This is a genomic window from Clostridium sp., from assembly GCF_051278035.1.
Classification (GTDB): Bacteria; Bacillota; Clostridia; order Clostridiales; family Clostridiaceae; genus Clostridium_AD.
The window spans coordinates 1-21,650 of sequence record NZ_JBNMNU010000039.1 but is presented as its reverse complement, the minus strand read 5'-3'; the positions used below and the strand labels follow the sequence as shown (position 1 = coordinate 21,650).

The 21,650-nt window shown below is 30.5% G+C and carries 18 protein-coding genes; 1 reads left to right on the top strand and 17 read right to left on the bottom strand.

Going from position 1 to position 21,650, the window contains the following annotated elements; genetic code table 11:
• Positions 1-155: 155 nt before the first annotated feature.
• The 6 genes from ACJAX4_RS07975 to ACJAX4_RS07950 form a co-directional block, all read right to left on the bottom strand.
• The gene (locus ACJAX4_RS07975) at positions 156-1,007 is read right to left on the bottom strand and encodes a hypothetical protein (RefSeq protein ID WP_435788928.1); all 852 of its coding nucleotides are present in this window, start codon (positions 1,005-1,007) and stop codon (positions 156-158) included.
• Positions 1,008-1,057: 50 nt separating this feature from the next.
• The gene (locus tag ACJAX4_RS07970; protein ID WP_435788927.1) at positions 1,058-1,267 is read right to left on the bottom strand and encodes a type I restriction-modification system subunit M N-terminal domain-containing protein; all 210 of its coding nucleotides are present in this window, start codon (positions 1,265-1,267) and stop codon (positions 1,058-1,060) included.
• Positions 1,268-2,118: 851 nt separating this feature from the next.
• On the bottom strand, positions 2,119-2,589 hold the full coding sequence (locus ACJAX4_RS07965; RefSeq protein WP_435788926.1) for a hypothetical protein: 471 nt from the start codon (positions 2,587-2,589) through the stop codon (positions 2,119-2,121).
• On the bottom strand, positions 2,570-4,240 hold the full coding sequence (locus ACJAX4_RS07960) for a hypothetical protein (protein ID WP_435788925.1): 1,671 nt from the start codon (positions 4,238-4,240) through the stop codon (positions 2,570-2,572). The genes ACJAX4_RS07965 and ACJAX4_RS07960 overlap by 20 nt, the downstream gene beginning before the upstream one ends.
• Positions 4,227-6,920: a hypothetical protein gene (locus ACJAX4_RS07955; RefSeq protein ID WP_435788924.1), complete on the bottom strand. Its 2,694-nt coding sequence runs from the start codon at positions 6,918-6,920 to the stop codon at positions 4,227-4,229. The genes ACJAX4_RS07960 and ACJAX4_RS07955 overlap by 14 nt, the downstream gene beginning before the upstream one ends.
• 4 nt (positions 6,921-6,924) lie before the next feature.
• Positions 6,925-8,118 (bottom strand): tyrosine-type recombinase/integrase, encoded by a 1,194-nt coding sequence (locus tag ACJAX4_RS07950; RefSeq protein ID WP_435788923.1) that lies wholly within the window; start codon positions 8,116-8,118, stop codon positions 6,925-6,927.
• Positions 8,119-8,939: 821 nt separating this feature from the next.
• On the opposite strand from ACJAX4_RS07950, the gene ACJAX4_RS07945 reads away from it, so the two are divergent.
• The gene (locus ACJAX4_RS07945) at positions 8,940-9,137 is read left to right on the top strand and encodes a hypothetical protein (RefSeq protein ID WP_435788922.1); all 198 of its coding nucleotides are present in this window, start codon (positions 8,940-8,942) and stop codon (positions 9,135-9,137) included.
• 515 nt (positions 9,138-9,652) lie between these two features.
• On the opposite strand, the gene ACJAX4_RS07940 is transcribed toward ACJAX4_RS07945, so the two are convergent.
• The 11 genes from ACJAX4_RS07940 to ACJAX4_RS07890 form a co-directional block, all read right to left on the bottom strand.
• Positions 9,653-10,300: an aspartate/glutamate racemase family protein gene (locus ACJAX4_RS07940; protein ID WP_435788933.1), complete on the bottom strand. Its 648-nt coding sequence runs from the start codon at positions 10,298-10,300 to the stop codon at positions 9,653-9,655.
• A gap of 74 nt (positions 10,301-10,374) precedes the next feature.
• On the bottom strand, positions 10,375-11,490 hold the full coding sequence (locus ACJAX4_RS07935) for an alanine dehydrogenase (RefSeq protein WP_435788921.1): 1,116 nt from the start codon (positions 11,488-11,490) through the stop codon (positions 10,375-10,377).
• 61 nt (positions 11,491-11,551) lie between these two features.
• Positions 11,552-12,967: a Na+/H+ antiporter NhaC family protein gene (locus ACJAX4_RS07930; protein ID WP_435788920.1), complete on the bottom strand. Its 1,416-nt coding sequence runs from the start codon at positions 12,965-12,967 to the stop codon at positions 11,552-11,554.
• Between the two features lie 22 nt (positions 12,968-12,989).
• Entirely contained in the window at positions 12,990-14,069 is a 1,080-nt protein-coding gene (locus tag ACJAX4_RS07925; protein ID WP_435788919.1) for an NAD/NADP octopine/nopaline dehydrogenase family protein, read from the bottom strand.
• Positions 14,070-14,383: 314 nt separating this feature from the next.
• On the bottom strand, positions 14,384-15,796 hold the full coding sequence (locus ACJAX4_RS07920) for a sigma-54 interaction domain-containing protein (protein ID WP_435788918.1): 1,413 nt from the start codon (positions 15,794-15,796) through the stop codon (positions 14,384-14,386).
• Positions 15,797-16,169: 373 nt separating this feature from the next.
• Positions 16,170-16,322: a lipoyl protein ligase domain-containing protein gene (locus ACJAX4_RS07915; RefSeq protein ID WP_435788917.1), complete on the bottom strand. Its 153-nt coding sequence runs from the start codon at positions 16,320-16,322 to the stop codon at positions 16,170-16,172.
• Positions 16,323-16,556: 234 nt separating this feature from the next.
• On the bottom strand, positions 16,557-18,014 hold the full coding sequence (locus tag ACJAX4_RS07910) for a Na+/H+ antiporter NhaC family protein (protein ID WP_435788916.1): 1,458 nt from the start codon (positions 18,012-18,014) through the stop codon (positions 16,557-16,559).
• A gap of 52 nt (positions 18,015-18,066) precedes the next feature.
• Complete coding sequence (gene ortB, locus ACJAX4_RS07905; RefSeq protein WP_435788915.1) at positions 18,067-19,488, bottom strand: 2-amino-4-oxopentanoate thiolase subunit OrtB; 1,422 nt, start codon at positions 19,486-19,488, stop codon at positions 18,067-18,069.
• Positions 19,488-19,793 (bottom strand): 2-amino-4-oxopentanoate thiolase subunit OrtA, encoded by a 306-nt coding sequence (gene ortA, locus ACJAX4_RS07900; protein ID WP_435788914.1) that lies wholly within the window; start codon positions 19,791-19,793, stop codon positions 19,488-19,490. The genes ortB and ortA overlap by 1 nt, the downstream gene beginning before the upstream one ends.
• Before the next feature lie 226 nt (positions 19,794-20,019).
• Positions 20,020-21,384, bottom strand: coding sequence for a sigma-54-dependent transcriptional regulator (locus ACJAX4_RS07895; protein ID WP_435788913.1), 1,365 nt, complete (start codon positions 21,382-21,384; stop codon positions 20,020-20,022).
• 23 nt (positions 21,385-21,407) lie between these two features.
• Positions 21,408-21,650 (bottom strand): sensor histidine kinase (locus ACJAX4_RS07890; protein WP_435788912.1); only part of this gene is annotated, 243 nt, incomplete at its 5' end.

The window sequence follows — 21,650 nt, the reverse complement described above, 5'->3', positions numbered from 1 at the left end:
AGAAATTCATATTATTATATGTAAATCTTCTTAATGCTATAAATAGAATTATGCTGAATTGTACATAAAGGATAAATCATTTTATTCAGCAAAGATAATAAATATTTCTCTATATTAATACTAAGTTCATATAATAGGAGATTTACTTAACACTATTATTCTTCGATTTCATAAAATCCAATGATACTTTTTTTGTCAACAGAACAGTTATCATGTAACCGAACCATTTGATTATCAAATATGGGATTCCATACTCCATGATAGCTCTGTACTAAATAGTATATAGCGTATTTGTAAATTAAATATATTTTTGATTTTGTTGTATTTAATCGAGTTTGTTTATCAAAAATCATATCTTTAACATCGGCTAAAAATCCTACAACATAAGGTTTTGATACATTATTCCATTCATGTACAATATCTTCTATTTTTAGTACCTCACATATATCGGATACAATTTCTGGGCAATCTTTAATATGCCTTACATTACTGTCTTTCCAAATCAAATCATTAAATAAAAAACCATTTATGCAATTATCAATGTATTTATCTTTCACTCTAAGTCTTACCTTAATTCTTGCAGTTGAATAGCTATCATAATTGTTCCAATCTACGATTTTATTTCTATTATATGTAGCTAATCCTTGTGTTGTTTTCTTGAAAATCAGTCCTTTACTTGCTAAAAAGATGCTAATATCAGTAGGCAATGAAAGAGCCTTAATGAGACAATAAATATCTGATTTATCAGGTTGACTTATCCTTGTTGTAAGGTGAGAGATAACACATGAATTAAATTTAATAATTTCATATAATTCATTATTTCCTGTAAACTTAATTCCTATTTTTTTAAAAAAAGAATTTAGTTTTATATCACTTGCACTTGTATTAATAAAAGGTTGCGATTGTTTCAACCATGTTTTTATACTATCGACACTACATCCACAAATAACTGATATTGATTCAATAATATCATCATATGAACTTGTATAAAATATTAATTTTTCCATAAAATTCATCCTTTACACTTTCGACTAATAATATATTTTAGAAATTGCTTTTATTGTAGTTCATAAATAATGCTATCATTTAATAGAATCTCTACTTCTCCTGCAAGCATTCCCTGCTCATCAAATTCATCATTCAATCTTTTTAAAAATAATAATCCAAATATGTAATCTTTATATTCAGCGGCCGATAATTCACCTCTCAAAATATCCGCACAAGACCATAATACGCCCTCTAAATTCTGCAATGTCAATTTCTCCATAATTTTCTCTCCTGTCAATCTATATTCATTATTTTAGTATACCCATTATAATAATTTATGTATTTAGTTTACCACATTTTTGTATTTTTTTGTCTAATGCTATTAGTTTAATATAAAATAAGTATCTACTATAAATAAGAAAAGTTCTATAAGACAATTATGCTTATAAAACTTTACTGTCCATACCAGTTATTAACTTTATTACTTATTACTTAATGGTCTAAAATGCAAGGTTTTATTAATTTCCATAAACTTGATATTTCAAGTTTAGAAACTTTATATAGAACCTTATTATAAGAATAATAAATAATATAAGAATTTTTATTAAACATTATTTTAGGCTATGTTAATCAATATTTGCTTAAAAGAATATAAAATTGGCTTGCCTTATATAGACAAGTTATTTAACTATGTAACTTACATTTTCATGGTATTACTTAAAAAAGGAGCTACTTTGCCGATAGCTCCTTTGATAAAACTGATAGCTCTTTACTAAACCCTCATTTAGAGAAGTGTACCGTGACTCTTTTTAATTATACCCTTTTTTATATTAAAATTGCACTAAAGTATATAATTCCTCCTACATTGTTTGCGTTCGCTTTTAATATCCTATCTACTTGTATAACGCTTATATCTCCCCCTTAATGGTTTTATTCTACTTTTGAATATATAATCTCTACTGTTTAGTTTGTTTATCCTTATAAATGACTTGAGAGCTTTATTAACACCTTTAATCCTTACCTTAAATATTTGTTAGTTGATTTGTTTGAAGAGCATTTTTATAATCCAAGTTACATCTGCTCTTACGCAAACAAAGACCAATTAATACTAATGAGTATTTTACTATTATTCTATGTATATACATCCATTGACTGGCTAATATTATTAACTTTTCTTTGGAGTTCATCTATCATTCCAAGAAGTCTACCTATCCTTTCTTGTTTGTCACCTAACTCTAATTCTAATTTGCTATTAGCTTCTCTGGTCTTTGCAAGTTCCATAATCAATTTTTCATTATCATTTAAATTTTTTCTATATTCATTTTCTAAATTTTTCAAATAGCTCTTAGGATTATCATTAGTTATTACTTTCACATCTTTATACTTACAGACCTTATATTTCCTTAATATTTCTTCAACATGTGTCTTGTTAAAAGTAGGTCTACTTAGTTCAGTCATTTCCATCAGCTTTATAATATTAACTACACTTCGCTCTTCAATCAATGTTAATATGGATTCCTCAACTTTACTTTGAGTTTTATACTTTCTTTCTTCATTATAATTCTTCAAACCACTGTTTAGTTTACCTTTTTCTTTCTGCATAAAGAATCACTCCTTGTATGTTTTTTCCCTTGGTTAATTCATTTAACTTTTTTGAAAATAACTTCAAATTTTTCTGTGCTGTCTCTGCATATAATACATTATCATTAATCTTAAAAAAGTGAACATCACTTTCCCATCTTTTTACCTGTTCTTGATAAAATCTAATCAGTTGTTCCCTTTCAATATCCTTATTACAATTTACTTCATTTGAAGAATTAAACTTACACTCTATGCAAACCAATGGGTCTGCTATCACACTAAAACACTTATATATATCAGCACAAGCACCATATGATTCACCTTTCGGATTTGATAATTCGAACGAACTTCTTCTTTCTAACAGCCTTTTAAAAGCCATCTCCCCTAATACCTTTCCTCTGAAAATTGAATTCTCTTCATTCTCTTTTAACCTCTTTTTTTCACCATTATACTTACTTTCAATTTCTCTATGTTTTCCCTCTATATTATGATCATAAGAATCATATATAACGCTTGGTGTCTTTATACCACTCACACACATGGTCTCTAATATGCTAAACCCAAAGTCAAGCCTATCAGTTATATTTTTATGTCTTAGTTGATGGGTTTTAAACGTATATGGTTCACCTTTATAAGTTACATTGTTATTCTGGCTGATACTTTTAAAATTCCTACGGATCTTAGAATCATTTAAAATATTTAAAAAATTTTTATTTATAATATACTTTTTTATACCAGTTTTTTTGTAATGGGCTTTATCTATAATTTTTGTTGGTATTGTAAATAGAAACCCTCTTTTATCTATAGATAGAATACGTTGATATTTTTTTGACATTTTAATTTGTTTCTTTATCAAATCTATAAGAAGATTCTCAATCTTATTCTGAATATTAATAACTACTATTCTCTCTTCTGGATTCATGTATTTACTCTCCTTTTTAAGTGGGAATGTAAGTATATATTTGCTATCACCAAAAGGTCTTAAAAAATCATTTAATGATATAAGCACAATATCTCCAATTCTTGTAGGATATAATCTCATAAGTAAATATGTTAGTTTTTCCCACAACTTAATCGCCTTACCACATAGGAAAGCTCTATCTAATTGCTCAATAACTTCATTTGGAGGATATTTTTTATTATTTTTTTTTTGACCTCCTTTACATGAAAAAGGTGAATCAATTTTAGATATTAGTACATATGAAGGTAGTTCTGGCCATCCGAACATTATTTTAAAGAAATTCTTAATTCCTGTCCATCTTGTTTCTTTTGTCTTTATAGCTATTGTACTTAATTTTAATTGTTTCTTATATTCTTCAATAATGTTCCTATTTAATTGTATTGTTTCACATTCCATATACATTTTTTTTATAAATTTAAAAAAATACATTATTCCTCTAACATCATTAATAGTTGTATTTATCTGCGAGCTTCTTAGTATTACAAAATACTTCACCAAATCTTTATACTGTTCAGGTATTTGTTTAAAAGTTGCTGTTACACTTGAATTTGATACTGTAACTGAATCCTTTAATTTGTTGCATATCCATTTGTCATTTTCAAAATTTATATTATCACCCATTAACATTAAGTTTACTTTCAGTTTTTCTCTTAATTCCTCACTATACTCAATTTTCACATTGTATATTAACGATCCTTTATTGTACTCCATTTGTTATTCCACTCCTCTGTATTGCTTTAATTATGCAACTATAATCATTAATCTCACTAACCATTTCTTTATATCCTTCAAATTTGCTATACTCTACGTAATTCAACTTTAATATCTCTCTGTAAAAATACACTAAATCCTCCACTTGCTGTGAACACTCTTCCTTTAATTCAATCCAAGACTTCAAGAAAGGTTTTCCAGTGCAAAATTTACTACAAGTAGCACACATCACTTTCTTTTTAAAATCATTTTTTTCACATTTTTCTAATGGACTCCTTGAGCATGTACCCATAACAATTTTTCTATAAAATACTTTTCTATATTCATAGCAATATTTTAGAAATATACCTTCTATTTCACTTTTGCTATATAACTTTTGGTGTTTTTCTGGAAAAATATGGTTAAATTGTTCTTTAAAGAATTCTGTATGCTTATCACTTAATAATATTTTATCTACTTCTGCATAATATTCTTTAGTTGTTTTAACATTCTTTTGACATAACGTAATTCTAACTTCTTCTAATGTAGCTCCGTTTAGTATCATTTCGCAAGCTATAGCTTTCCTAAATTGTCTTGTTGTAAGCCTTAATTCTCCACATAAAGTATTTACTAAAGCTCTATTTAGGGCATCATTAATTACATTCGAATTATCTAATACTGCTAATGACTCGAATTGCTTCTTATTTCGTTTATAAGTAAAAATATATTTGCTTTTATTTTCCTCTCTCAGTCCTTTAGTCTCATCAATTTGTTCTTGGATTTCTCTGACAACAACGTCATTTACATAGACTTCCTCATATTTAGTGTCAGGGGTATCTATCAACTTACTTTCAAGGACCTTCCAAGGTATAAACATAAGTTTAGTTTTTCCAGTGATCTTGTCAGTGTATAAGCAATTTTCTTCTAAGTATGCTACTTCTTTAAATCTTCTTGGGCAGTTTAGCATAATCATAATTACTCTTTGTATCATTTTGTTTTTTATCATACCTATATTTTTAGATACATTATCCAAAACTTCACATGCAATAAGGGGGGTATTCTTATTCATATTTTTCAAATTTTTAAGTTGTAAATTTTCAAACACATTAACCTCAGGTTTATCAACACCAAGTTTGCATTCATATATATACCAATCAAGAAATTGTTTCATAGAAGTTCTGTATTTTGATATTGAAGTAGGACTTAGACGTTTCCCTGTAATAGTGGAAGAATACTCGAACTGAAAGTAATTCATGAATGCTGTTAACATATTATGGTTTATTTCACTAAAACTTTCTATTTTGAGGTAATCAATAAAAAAAATTACTGAATTTATTATGTTTCCACATTTATTTACATGTTTATTGCAAGAAGGTTTACCATCTATATTTTTTTGTTGCTGTATCTTATGAAGAAAATAATATTTCACAATTTTCTTAAGACTTTCATTCATTATCAGAGAGTAATCAATGTTTCTTATATAAATGATATCATTATTGATATAATTATAGCCCCAAGAATCATTTTCAAAAGATATTTCGCCTAAACTACTATTCATATTTCCAATTAAATCTATTTGATTGCTATTAATTTCACGGCAAATCTCTAAATACACATTAAGAAATGGCCCTTTTATTTTAAAAAATACACTATTGATAACTAATGAGGATAATCCAAAACAAACCATTAGCAATGTAGAACTACATGTAACTAATATTTGCTTATTGTTCAGATTGTTCGATATCAAAATTAAATATGATTTGAACTCAACTTTAAATTCCGTTGTTAGAATTTTAAATAAAGTAGGAAGTTCTATATAATTTGGTCTATTTTTTATATAGTGGGTAAAAAAATCATTCTTTTCTAATATACTTCTGAATTTAGGCATTTCTAAAACATATCCACAATGAATATTTACGTCATATATACTATTATTGATTTTATGCATACTTTTATTTAGCACTTTTTGTATGAGTTTAATATAGTCACTACCACCCCTAAATCTTCTTATATCACTATTTAAATTATTATTGAGTCTATAACCCTTACTTAAAGTCCAAGTTAATACAAAGTTAATTGTAGGCCTAAATCTAACATTTTCCTCTACAACTTTATTAATGTAAGCATCCGTAATATCAAGTAATTCTGTCATACACAACCTGAACATTTTACCAGGACCTATTTTTTTGTATAGCATGTTTAAATTTTCATTTTTAAGCATTGATTTACGAAGGGAGTCAATATTTATTTCATCAATTAAACTTTTCACTTTGTATAAAAATATCTTATTATTCTCATGTATCCCGTAGTTGAATTTCATCGTAAATAAAGCTGAATCTGACTCTATTTTCTTAACTAAAATGCATCCCATAACTTTAACTATTGTTATTAAATTACTATTATTCTTAAAATATTTTCTTACCATGACATCTATATAGGTATCAGTTAATGATGGAAAAATACTTATACATATATTAATTATGGAATAATATGATATTTTCATGTCATCAAGTTTTTCATAGTTAATTAAAGACTTTCTTATAGTCTGAATAGTATTGCATAGCTTTGACTTCTGATTACTTTTGAAGGTAGGATGGTTTAAATAGACATTAATACCATTTATACTCCATATACATCCCCTATTAGAATTAATCTTAATAAAATTAATCTTGTACTTTTCATTACTTATCAACTGTTCCATTTAGCTACCTTTCCCTTCCATTTATCTTCTTCAGTGCATTTAATGCAATTTCTGCATCAAACTTTTTCCTGTATGATTCTATAGTTTTGTCACTACTCCACCCCAACACAATTCTAATCTCTTCATTTGTTGCTCCTTCTTTAAGCATTTTCTGCACCTTTGTTGACCTTCCTGCATGAGTAATTATCTTTGATGGGTCCATTCCACTTATTTTACCAACATTTTTTAAAATCTTTCTATAATTTCCTTGTTTAATTTTTTTTCCTTGGCTCTTACCCTTTCTAAGATTTAAAAATAAATATTTACTATCAATTTTATAGTTTAATCTTTCTTCTAATTTTGCTCGTTCGGTATATATATAATCCTCAATTATTTGGCAAGTTTCAAGCGATAAAAAAATATCTCTTACCATCGTCTTAGACTCAGATATAAACACTTTTATTTCATTACTATTAAAATCATTTATTTTTATTGTCGCAATTTCTTCTATTCGAGCACCTTCTAAGCCAAGGCTATACATTGCTAAATCTCTCTTTGTTTTGAAGTTTCCTTTAATAATCTTTATTTCATCTTTTGTATACCATTTTATATGGTCAAATTTATTAGTTGAACAATTTTTTCTTGCTACCCCTAAAATCTTCAAGTGGTTCTTTGACCATATTTCATAATAATCAAATCCAATTGAATTTTCTCTGCCTTCCATTTTTTTAAATATCTCTTTGCTACCTGCTTTTTTTACATAAGCTCTAAGTTCTTTACTCTTTGCAAAATGTTCAAGTTTTTTATTTACAGTGAACATTTCATCTAACCAAAAATAAAATCCAGTTACAACTATTTGATAAGTGTTCAAGTTATCGTATCCAACTTCAATTTTAATCGTATATACCCCTTTTTTTCGGTTCTCATGCATAATTTTTCTAAAGAAGTTTTGTATTATATTTGCACTTTTAACTTGATAATACTCCAGGTTAAATTCATCAATATACTCAAGGTATCTTTTAAGTTTATAAGCATAGTTCTCCAGTGTTCCAGGTGAATTAATTCCAACTGTACTTAACCAAGTATTTACTATTGATATTGGTATATCATTTTTTGTTATTATTAGTCTTCTTATCTCTACAATATTATTATTTTGATAATAGATTGCTTCTTCCACGTTGAATATGTTTTTACTTACTCTCTGTATTTGATTTTGCATTGTACTTGCCCCCTTATTAAAAGATTATATCTCCAATTTTTTATTGTTATAAATCTAACATGTATGATATTTATAAAAACTTATAAATTAAAATTGACAAAAATAAAAGAAGATATTCCCCTAAAAATTTTTAGGTTAATATCTTCTTCTTGATGATAATATATTTAATTAATGATTTATAATTACAATGTTTTTTGTATCTTTCAATATTCAATTTTCTCTCCCCTTGATAATCTATTCTATTTATTATCTTGCCTTATATATTAGCATTATATATTAAAGTAATAAAATTATCAATAATTATTTTACACTTATAAACTCATTGTTAATCAATACTTTAGTAACAATATATATTATATTTATATAAGCAGTATACATTAAGTAATTAAAACCTCACCGTCATAAATAATATATATGCTATTTAAAATTGTTTTCTATTTTTAAATTCTAATTCATTAATTACTTTTCCAGTTTGCACCACTTGGATACTGTCACCGTTAGTTTTCACTTCACTCTTACCACATCCAACAAAAACAACCGAACTGAGATTTTTAATTATTATGAAAGCTCATTTGTATTAAAATTGAAAGAATAATGTTAATGAAAACAATGATACATAAAAAGCTAAGTATAATATGTAATGAAATTGTAATACTTCTGTAATCTCTAAAATCAAAATACGTAGTACTATAAATGTATAGATATCACATCATTCTTTTTAGAAAATAATTAAATCTTATAATTGACTTGAGTACGGGCATACTTTTATGCCACTGGTTAAATACATAAGAAAGAAGTAATATATAATTTAGGAGGGTGACATGTTTAAAATAATTTTCGGAATTAATACTCTAGTTACAATAACCACATTAATCCTTTGGATTATCGGCATAAGGTCTTTTAAAAATGATAAATACGATAATAAAGGTATTAAATATATCCTGTTAGGTACCAATATTACAGGGATATGTATCATTATAAGTAGCATACTTTTCTTACCACTTTTCTTTCCGAAGTAAAAATGGATGTGTCCCTATAATTTTGCACACAAATCCGATTAAGAGGTTTGATTTTTTCCTTTTTAATACATAATTTTAACAGGAATTCTCCCACTCAAGCACTGTCATAAGAAAAAAGATAGCAACTTCTAATTACAAAGTTTTATCTATGTCCATATTCAATTATAATTTTATTATTTTTAGCAATTAATTTTATGACTTAGATAAAGAACTAGAATTAATTATTCCACTTAAATTAATTTCTACTTGTAACCCATTAAATGGTTGCTAATGTAGTCAATCAAAAAATAACAATAGACAGCTAATCTATTTAAATTAGCTGTCTATTGTTATTTTCCCAATGCAGTAGCTAATGATGCCATCCGCAATCAAAAAAAATGTCTGAACATGCTCTGCATGCCTGAAACTTAACGCCTATCTTCTGCGCTTTCTTTACATAGTCCTGGAGTTCTATATCCATACTGAATAGTTGATACGTTAAAGCAAAAGATTATAAGTAAACTTTTGCTTTTAGTTTAATATAGCTTCATTTCTTCTAAAGCGATTGCAATATGTCCCATCATTGAATTGAAATCAAATACAGGAAGGTTTACAGCCTCTCTTATTTTTGCTGCGTAAGGCGGCAGGTCTGTGCATTCCAAAACGATTGCGCCAATTTCAGGATGTTTGGCTACGCCTTTTCTGGCAACTCCGATAATTTCCTCTGTTACAGCATCAATATCAAATTTCTCGTCCGGCTTTTCGAATATCTTGCTCCATTCCTTTGCATTTTCAAGTCCCATGACCTCTACATTAATATCATCTGTTATGCCACAGGCATGAAAATGTTCTTTTGTAAGAGCCGATTTGTTTGCAGTGATTACTCCGACAATCTTGTTTTTTCCAATCAGATTACACACGAAAGGCACCTGTAATAGTGCTGATGTGAATACCGGCACATCTAATGCTTCTGAAAGTTCCTTCTGAAATATAGCATTAAATCCACAGCTTGTTGAAATAACTTTAATACCCTCTTCATTTACTAATTTCTTTGAAATCCTGATCATATTTGCAAGCAGTTCTTGGCTCGGATGTGTAATTACAGTTTCAACATTTGCACCCTCCATACGAACAAGTCTCACAGGGAAAGGGTATGATTCCAAATTAGTGCTGTTGCCAGGCATAGTCTCAAGCTGTACCAGGCCTTCAGGAACATGTCCTTCTTCCCACCTTAAGATTGCGATCTTTGGAGTTTTTTTCATATGCCTAAAACCTCTTCAGGGGCTTTGAATTGTCTATTTTGTTTAAGTCCCGTTTCTTTTAGTGTCAAATCTCCAAGGTAAAAGGACAATCCTTTTCTAAGATATTCATTTTCGAGTAATGCCTTCTTGTAACCCTTTGTTGCTATTTGTAATGCATATGGTAATGTTGCTGTACATAGGAAAAGTGTTGAAGTAGCTGAGAAAGCTGAAGGTATATTATCTACTACATAATGCATAATTTCTTCCTCAAAGTATATTGGATCTAAATGCGATGTTGAGCGCGATGTTTCAATTGCACCTGCATCATCACAGGATACATCTACTATAAGGGCACCTGACTTCATCGTCCTTAACATTTCTCTGTTAATAAGATGGTCTTTCCTGTTTTTTGGCCATAAAATACAATTTATTAGCACATCACATTCCTTTAATACTGTTTTGATGTTCTGATCATTGGAATATAAAAACTCTACATTTGAGGGTAATATATTTTTAGCCTTTTCTAGATTATCTAAGCTTATATCGAGTATTATAACCTTATTACCAAACCCAGCTGCAAGCTCTGCTGCTCCAAGTCCCGCTGCTCCTGCACCAATTATTGCTACAACTGGAGTTCTAACTCCATGAACTCTGGCCAGCATTAACCCTTTGCCTCCATTTATCTTTTGACTATATTGGCATGCCATGAGAAACCCGCCTTTACCAGCTATTTCACTCATAGGGCGAAGGAGAGGGAATTGCCCCTTGCTATCTTCTATATCTTCATAAGATACCCCAACGATTTTGCTCTCTATCATAGCATCAGTCTGCTCTCTGTGGGCATTTGAATGTATATATGTGAATACTATAAGTCCTTCTCTTAAATATTTGAACTCCTCAGGAAATATCTCTTTTACTTTATAAATCATATCTGCTTTTTTAAAAACTTCATCTTTATCCGTTATAGTGGCTCCTGCTTTTTCATAATCTTCATCCACTATTCCACTTCCAAGTCCAGCGCCTTTTTCAATAAGCACACTATGTCCTCTTCTTATAAATTCATTTACACCATCTGGAACTATTGCTACTCTAAACTCATTATCTTTTATTTCTTTTGGAACACCTATTATCATATCTGCACCTCCATTTATTAAATTATAAAGTCTTCCTACCGCAGTTGACACTGCTTATATATTATAAAACAATTCCAAGTACAAGATATAATATTGCCGATACGGCAGCAGCTGCTACTGCATATGGAACTTGTGTCTTAACATGATCTATATGGTCAGATCCCGCTGCAAGGGATGATAATATTGTAGTATCAGATAAAGGTGAACAGTGATCGCCGAAGCATCCTCCACCCATAACAGCTGCAATAGTCGCATAAAAAAGTGCTGTATCTGTAACTCCCCCAGTCAATTGAAGTACTAAAGGTATTGCTATCGGTGCCATAATTGCATATGTTCCCCATGATGTACCTGTGAAGAAGGCTATAAATGCACAGATTAAGAATGTAAATACTAAAAGTAAAGTCGGTGTCATCCATGATTCTGTTATAGATATTACATATTGAGCTGTTCCTAGGTCCTTGCTTATAGTGTTAAGGGCATATGCCAAAGCAAGTATTAACATTGCAACCATAACTCCCTTTATACCGTTTACTGCTGCTTCCATAAGCTCAATAACCGTACCCATCTTTTGAATAATCATTACTACAAATTGGAATGCTACGGCACACATGAAACCTTCCAATGTCTTTGCAGATCCAATTGTTATATAAGTTCCCAAAGTTACTACAATTACTATTACTGCTGGTGCAAAGAAATTTAAATATATATTTGATTTTATTCCTTCTTTTGGTTTTATATCAGATAACTCCTTGCCAAGCAAAGGTTTCGCAGTATCCCACATAACCTTTCCTGTTTCCATTGTTCTTTTTTCTGCCGCTTTCATTGGTCCAAAATCAGGTATAATCTTCATTGCTATAAGTCCAACCATTAATACAGCAACTATGCCATAAAAATTGTATGGCACCATTTTTACTATTGCATTCATTGCAAGGTTCTTATCTGTGAAAGCTCCAGTTGCAACGAGTAATCCTGCCATGTAAACACCCCAAGAGGAAAAAGGTATAATCGTACAAACAGGAGCGGATGTTGAGTCACATATATAAGCAAGCTTTTCTCTAGAAACTCTAGCCTTATCTGTGATGTTTCTCATAACTGTTCCTGTATATAAAGGACTGAAATAATCGCTAAAGAATAAAAATATTCCTAGTAGCCAAGCTAATATTTGTGCTCCTTTTGCATTTATATTTCTTCTATCAAGTATTTTTGAAAAAGATTCAATTGCCCCTGATTTTTGGAAAAATGCAATCATAACACCTACGAATACTTCAATACTGATTACCCAAATAAAATCAGCATTTCCTAGTGCATTTTGTAGTAGTCCAGAAAATCCGAATAGTACATTTTGACCAGTTATTAGTATTCCAACCAAGACGCCTACAAGCAGTGAAAATATAGCCTCCCTCGTAATAAATGCAAGAACTACTGCCACCAAAGCAGGTAATAGTGATAAAATACCATAGTCTACTAATGAATCCATGATTTCTCCCCCTTTTTATTCTCTATCCCTCTAAAATTTCTTTAATACTAAACCCTATAGTTTCCAGCGTTCTTACAGATTCTTTTCTATAATCTCGTTCCATTACTGCTGATGCAATGTTGATTACCGAATCAATCATTGGAGTATCCATACCAAGCTGTTTAGCTAAGTTAGACATAAATACAAGTCCATATCCCACATCTTCATTTAAATATCTATGATCCAGCTTATCTTGCGCTTTTATTCCTTTAAACCCAGGTGCGCTTGCGTAACCATATTCGTATGTTGCCTCTTTCATATATCCTTGTAAAACTCCTAGTTCTGGATCTGGAAGAATTTTCACACCTAGCCTATCTCCAATTTCAACTCTCTCCATATCAACAGCTTTCATAAGTTTTCCAACTCCTGGTGTTACACCATCTTCATAGAAATAAAAGTCCCCCTTGGTACGTTCTATCAGTCCTGCATTCATAAGTGTTACTGATGGATGGATTACTGGGTTAGAATTTTGAAGCATAGTCTGAAATACATTCTTTGCCTTTTGTGTATGTGGATATACAGCTCTAAAAGCTTCAAGAGCTTTATCTCCTTGATCATTTGGAATAGATGCTAAGTATAGACCGCCTCTTAATTTAAGGAAAACCTTTACAACTCCTGGTTTAATTATTCTAGCAGCATAAGGTAAAGTTGAAGTCTCACAAACAATGGTGTTAGATGCGTTTTTATTACTCATAAATATTTTTTTTGTCATTAATGCCCCCCCAAAAGATCCAGGACACACAACATAAATCTGATTAGCTGAAATATAGTCTTTAACTATATTAGCGAAAGGTTCCGTACTATATGCTGGACCTATGGCAAGGATTATATCCGCACCACTTACAGCCTTTTCAATTGAATGACCGCAATATGCTATTGGTGCAAATCCATTTAATTCTCCCTCTACATATACCCCACCCTTATTATTAATTTCTTCTATAATTGTAGGGAATTTTTCAAAATCAAAAATCCTTACTTCGTGCCCAGAAAGAGACCAATCTGCCGCTGCTGCGCATGCACCGTTACCTGAACCTAGAATAGCAATTTTCATTTCCTTTTTCATTTTCTAATCCTCCTCAATTAATTTATTAAATCATTTTGTGACAAAATCATAAGAATTCCATATACTTTTTTTAACTCTCTCACATAGAATTATTTTATAAAATTATACAATTGTAGCTTGCTTTAAATAGTAGCAATAATGATGCCAACAGAATTTGTTCTTTGGAGCATTGAAAATACTACATTTGTTAAAAAAATATTTAATGACGGATAAATAATGCCATATATTTGTCGCTTTCTTTAGAATAAAATAAAAAAACGCCAATATTTTGGCATCTTCTTATTTTTAATAACGTTATTTCGCCTATTGTTTGTTTAAAAAGTATCAATGTTCAGTTTGTCTATCCTATACTTAAGAGTTTGCCTTGGTAATTCAAGTATTTCAGCGGCACGAGATATATTACCATTACAGAAGATTAGAGCTCGTGAAATGTACTCCCTTTCTGTCTTGTTCATCATTTCTTTTAGAGATATTTTAAAATCTATAGAATTTTCCTTATTTGATACATTTTCTATTGATCCATAGTTAGTATTGATAACTTCTTTTAAATACACTGGAAGATTCTTGGTGGTTAACACCTCTTTATATGAAACATTAACCATAGATTCAATTACATGTCTAAATTCCCTAACATTACCTGGCCAGTTATAATTGAGAAGTATGTTTCTTAAGTTCGTAGATAATTTATAAACGCCCTTATTATACACTTCATTAAATTGCTTGATAAAATAATCTAGATATAGTGGAATGTCTTCCTTTCTATCACGCAATGCTATAAGATGAATAGTATTACTACTTAACCGATAAAATAAATCCTCTCTTAATAGATTTTCTTTTATAAGTTGCATAGGGTTTTTGTTTATTGCAACTATTACCTTAACATTGACACTTTTTTCATTAATGCTACCAACTGGTCTAACTTTTCCATCTTGTAAAATTCTTAAAAGCTTTGCTTGTAAATGTATTGGTATAGAATTGAGTTCATCTAGGAAAAGTACCCCTCCATCTGCCATTTCAAATAGTCCCATTTTATTTTCAGCACCTGTGAAAGCACCTTTGCATGACCCAAATAATATTGATTCAAATAATGTTTCTGGGATTGCGGCACAATTTTGAGTAATAAATTTATTATTTCGAATCTTATCGTTTTCTACCATAGCCTCAACAAACATTTCTTTGCCAGTACCTGTCTCTCCATAAATTAATACAGGATTGTCATCCAAAGCATAAATTTTTGCTCTTCTTATGTTTTCAATCATTTCCTGATTGTTTGTAATAATATTTTCAAATGAAATAGTGTCACTAACCGTTTTTTTCTTCTTCCGAATTTTTGTCTCAGACAAATTCCTTTGAACCAGAGGGTTTAGATCCCCAATAGAGGTTATATCTTGCGACAGTTCTATTGCTCCAACAATTTCACCACATCTAATGATTGGATATGTAATGTTTTTTGTATGATATACCCTACCCAAAAGGTCTGTGAATACTTGATTTTTCCGAATTAATATTTTGCCATTTTTGAGGCACTCTACCATCGTACTTTCTTTAGGATCAAGTTCAGGATATACTTCAAAATATCGCTTGTTAAAATACCCTATATATTCATTACTCATTAACCCATTATCAAACCTTGGATTAAATCTGTTTGTATGTAGCACATTTAAGTTTTTATCAACGACCATCATAGAATCAACATAATCTAGTACAATTTTCATACTTTTATCCATATTTTAACCATAACCTCCTTTATATCCAAATTAAAATACCATATTCAATACTTTTTAGATATCTCTTTAGAATTTTTTTATATATAAAAGAAACTTTTCAAGTTTCTCATTTGTTATATATTGTAAATCACTCATTCTTATAAATGGATTGAGTAAATTTATATTATTAAAATATCAATATAACCATATAATACCATTTTTTACTTTACAATACTACATATCAAATAATTCAACATTCTTGAGTATAATCCTTCTTTTTATGTTGAAAATTCATATATATAATAACTTAATATACCAACTCATTATTCTAATCTAATATAAAAAACCTACCTAGTAGATTTCTCTATTAAATAAGTTTTTTCATTTACTTTTATTAGTTTATATAACCACCACCCGTTATTCTCCTTATAACGTAAATGTTATTTTCACTAACATATTGGCTGTTTATTTCTTCTAATGTGCATTGATTTTTACCTATAATTATTGATGGTTCATTTCTCCATAAAATTACGTAATCGTCTTTCATAACTTGTTCTTCCGTGAGTCCCACAGATGCTCTTTTAAAAATTCTTGTATTTTATTATAATCACAATAGTGTATTTAAAAAGGTACCCACTGTATTGAGTACCTTACCATATTCTAAGTTATTGATTTTTCTTATTCTCTCTGACTTCGCGTTTAGTTATTATATAAAATTCAAATATTACTTTTGTTTCACCTAAGGCGCTAAACTATATCAGCTTTACTATTACAGTTAAACTTAATTGCTTGATATAGCCTTTGATTCCATTTTTTTAATTTGTTCTGAACTCATATTATCATGTCTTCCAACCCCTAATACAATACTTCCCAACATAACCGCCAACATTGCGAAGCCATAAAATACAAATGGAGTAATCTCTAAGGCTGTAAGAGGATGAATGCCTCCTCTAGTAAATCCAATTGTGTATATTATTGCTGGAGTCCATGGTAATGCATATACTAAGGTACAAGAAATTCCATCAAGTAGATTAGCTGTTCTATAAGGGCTAATACCATGTTTTTCAGATAATGGTTTAGCAAATGAGGAACCAACAGCTAAAATCGCAGGAGCATTTAGACCCATTAAAGAAGAAAGAGCGATAATCATACCAGCAATGGAAAATTCTGCGCCCTTAGGTCCCTTAGCAATTTTACCGATAACATCTAATAGCTTAAGATCTCCTTCACCAGCCCTCATTACAGCTATTGAACCAAATAACAGAATAGCTAAAAGACTTACTTGCATCATACTATTGATTCCGGTATAAATTACACCATCTACTGTCCTATCAAGACCAACACCTGAAACTCTAAATAATGCCTGTTTTGTTACTTCTTTCCCAGGATCCATCTGAATGAAATCCATTAGGCCAGCAAAAACGGCAGTTCCACCTGCTAAAACAGAACCAATTGTAGTTGCAATAATTATGTCTCCATACTTTATTGCTACCCAAATTGTAATAGCTACAGGGACTAGCATAATTAATGCAATTTTATTATATGTTATTGCCTCAACGCTAGCAACTGTTCCTTGATGGGTGACCCCAAAGATTATTATAGCAATAATTGTAATGCCTGCAGCTACTAGTGCATATTTTAATCTGGACCTAACAACTCCTGGAACATCTACACCCTGCGACGTGGCAGAACAAATAGTTGTATCAGAGACTGGTGCTAAGTTATCACCGAAAACCCCCCCAGAAATAATAGCTCCTGCTAATAGGGCTGGATGTGCACCAAGAGCCACTCCAGCTGGATAAAGAACTCCCATCCCAGCTGCGATGGTTCCAAATCCTGTACCAGAAGCTGTGGCAAAAACTGCTGATGCAATGAATGAAACAACAACAAAACTTGTACCCGCGATTCCCATTGATCCCGCAAGACCAGCGATACCCCCCGCAAGACCAGATTCTCTTAAAATCCTAGAGAATACGCCTGCGAAAATCCAGCAGACAACAGGTAAAATTGCTTCTTTACTTGCCATCCCATTTATAATAGTTTCACTATATAATGTTTTATTCTTGGCAAAGAAAAATGCTACAACAAGTGCCATAAAAGCCGGAATCCATAACGCTCCATCGGATATTGAACCCTCAACAAATGTTGTCATAATGATAAGTACAATGAAGATGATAAACGGAATGAAGGACATCCATTCCCCACCATAAAACTCTAGTTTATTGCCTCTATTTTTCATTTTTTTCCCCCTTAATAATTTAATAGTATATAAGATATAAATTCTGATAAATCTAATTTAAAGAAATATTTAGATCTTCTAGTTCTTGAACTACAAACTTTCTATCTGATTTTGTTTCATCTATCAGATACTGTATATCGTCTTCATTAGCACTAGTTGCTTCTACATGTTTTACAGCATTTTTTATATATGATTTTCTTAGCTTATTCATGTCAAAATATTTTACTTTAATAAATGAAGGATGCTCTGGAAGAATAATATTTGTTCCTGGAATATCATCTTTAGGATTACCGAATTTGATTTCGATGCCATTTTTTCTTGCAAAAGAAAGCTGAGAAAGAGGATGTTTTCCTGCACCCGTATATTCAGTCTCTTGAACAACAATAACTTGATCTTCGTCTAATTCTTGTGCTAGGGCAAAAGCAGCTGTTAATGAGGTGTTTCCTGCAGGACCTCTCTCTATTCCTTCGAGAACTGAAAGTGCCTCAGTCATATAAAACACTTCGCCTTGTTTAACAATTAAGTATTCATCCATATATCTTAAAACTCTTGCTGCACTTCTTGGAACATCAGAGTGGTCAGGGTCTGTGGCATAAGGAACACCAAATCCAGTATGACCCGTTGTAAATGACTTCTTGTTGAATGCAGTATCAGATGCCATATGTAACCCTGATAAATCAACACTAGCTCCATAAACTTTTGTATTTGTAGCTCCAGCCTTTATTAGACCTCTTGCTGTTCCAGTAAGGTTTCCACCACCTGCTTGAGTTGCAATAACATAATCTGGATCTCTCCCTATTAATCCTCTACACTGTATCGCTATTTCATACCCTAAGGTTTCTACACCATTAATACCTAAGGTTGAGTATAACGAAGCATTAAAATATTTTGTATCTTCCAATACCCTTAAAAATATATAAAACAATTCAGGTCCAACAGTTAATTGAATAACTTCAGCACCTAGACACTCACATTTTCTCTGTTTCTCAAGTATTTCGGGCTGTCCAACTTTTTTGGAATCATAGCATTCCTGTACAATAATGCATTTTAGATTTCTCATTGCTGCCTGTGAAGCCACTGCCGCTCCATAGTTTCCACTAGTTGCAGCTACTAATCCCTTATACCCTAATTTCTTTGCATGATATGCTGACATGCTAGCTCTTCTATCTTTATAACTTCCTGATGGGTTGCATTGTTCGTCTTTAATAAATATTCTCGCACCCTTACCTTTTGGTGAAATCTTTCTTGCCAGTGCTGTTAAGTTTCTAAGCTCTAATAGTGGAGTATTGCCTACCCCTACTTCCCTCTGGATTTTAACAATATCTTCAAAAGTATATCCTGTGTCGTTCATCATTCGCTCATAATCAAAAGCAATATTTCCAGACTCATATATAGAATAATCCATACCCGTAGCATTTTTTATAATTTCTCCATTTCTAGCATTAACTGCTTGATAGCTCTTATCTTTTCCCATTAGTTATCCCCTTCCTGAAGAATATTTTTTAACTGAATATCTATTTGCAAAAGCTCAGGTACAAATTCTTCTCCAAATCCATAGGTAAATTTCGGATTTATTTCTTCCAATATTCCTGTATCCATTCTTCCAGTTACTGTAGTTATTGAAACAATATCACCAATTTTAGCATCTTCATTTAAAAATCCTTTAACCCATAGTTCCAATGGTACTTTTCTAGTTTCCTCTGGTATTTTTGCAGTTCTTTGCTCAGACTTTAATACGATATTATTTATTTGAACCCAATCTCCTTTTTTTGCAATCATTTGCCTTCACACCTTTCTGATTTATTCTATTTATCTATTAAGCAACAATTATGCCATAAATTGTATTTTTTAGTTTTTTTAATTATATTATCCGGTCTGCTTGAATACCTCTATTACCAACAGTTAAAAAGTTAAATTTTTTCAAAAAAAAATATAACCTAATAAAATTAGGTTATATTTAAAATATGGAGATTTATTTCCTTCCCACATGGAAATTTATTTCCTATTATGTTTTTAATTTGTATTCTGTTACCTTACTAAAAAGATGTCTTCGGCTAATATTTAACATTTTTGCTGCATCTGTTAAATTTCCTTCGCATTGAATCAATACTCTACTAATATATTCGATTTCTATCTCCCTTCTATAGCTTTTCAATGGAATAATCATATTAGTATCAGTTAAATTAGTAGTATTACCAAGTTTATTCTCTGGAAGATCAGCTTTTATAATTTTCCCTTCTTCAGATAACACAACAAGTCTCTCAATTATATTTTTTAATTCCCTTATATTCCCTGGATAGTTGTATGATAATAGAAAGTTCATAACTTCCTGTTCAATACTATTTATCTTCTTATTTTGTTCTTTTGAATATCTTTCAAAGAAAAAATCTATAAACATAGATATATCTTCTTTTCTTTCCCTTAAAGGCGGAACTTCGATGATTATAGTATTTATTCTATAAAATAAATCTTCTCTGAAATCTCCATTTTCAATTGTCTTGTAAATATTTCTATTAGTAGCAGAAATAAGTCTTAAATCCACATTAATAACCTTATTGCTACCAATTCTCTCAATAGCTTTAGTATCTAAGGTTCTTAATAACTTAACTTGAATGTTGACTGGTATTTCACCTATTTCATCCAAAAAAAGTGTACCTTCATCCGCTTCTTCAAATCTTCCAATTCTCTTTTCAAGGGCACCAGTGAACGCGCCTTTTTCATGACCAAAAAGCTCTGATTCAAGTAAATTTTCAGATAGTGCTTGACAATTAACAGCTACAAAGTGATTGTTGTTCCTATGACTAGATTGGTGAATGTGCTTTGCAATAATTTCTTTTCCAACACCTGATTCCCCTGTAATTAAAATACTTGCATTACTAACCGCCGCCTTATCTATAAGCTTAAGCATATTTTCATAGTTTTTATTATTTGTTTTTAAGAGGTATCTCTTATTATTTTGCTGTCCTCTTAAATACTTATTATCTTGCTCTAATTCACGAAGCTTTTCAATTTTTTTAATTTCTATTAATAACTCTTCAGATTCGTGACTTTTTATAAAATAACTGAACGCCCCTTTTTTTATAGCACTAACAGCAGTTTCTATAGTACCATAGCCGGTAACAATTATAACCTTTGTATCAACATAGTTCTTTTTTATTTTTTCTAACAGCTCCATACCACCCATTTCCGGCATAATTAAGTCTGTTAAAACAAGATGAAAGCTTTCTTTTTTTAGCAAACTTATCGCTTGTGAACCACTGGAAACACAACGAACATAATATCCTTTATCACTTAGTATCATTTCATATACATCCTGATACTCTATTTCATCGTCTACTATTAATATTTTAAAATTCCCTCTTGATGCCAAATTTAAAAGCCCCTTCCTGTACTTTATTTATCATTAACAGTAATAATCGGTAAAAGAACTTTAAATGTACTACCCTTTTCATACTCACTTGAAACATTAATTTTACCACCATATTTTTCAACTTCATTATATACTATATACAAGCCTAGTCCAGTACCTTTTCCTGGTGGTTTTGTAGTGAAAAAAGGATGAAATATATTATCTAAATCTTTCTTTTTAATTCCAGTGCCAGTATCACTAATTTCATATACTAATTTCCCTTCGAA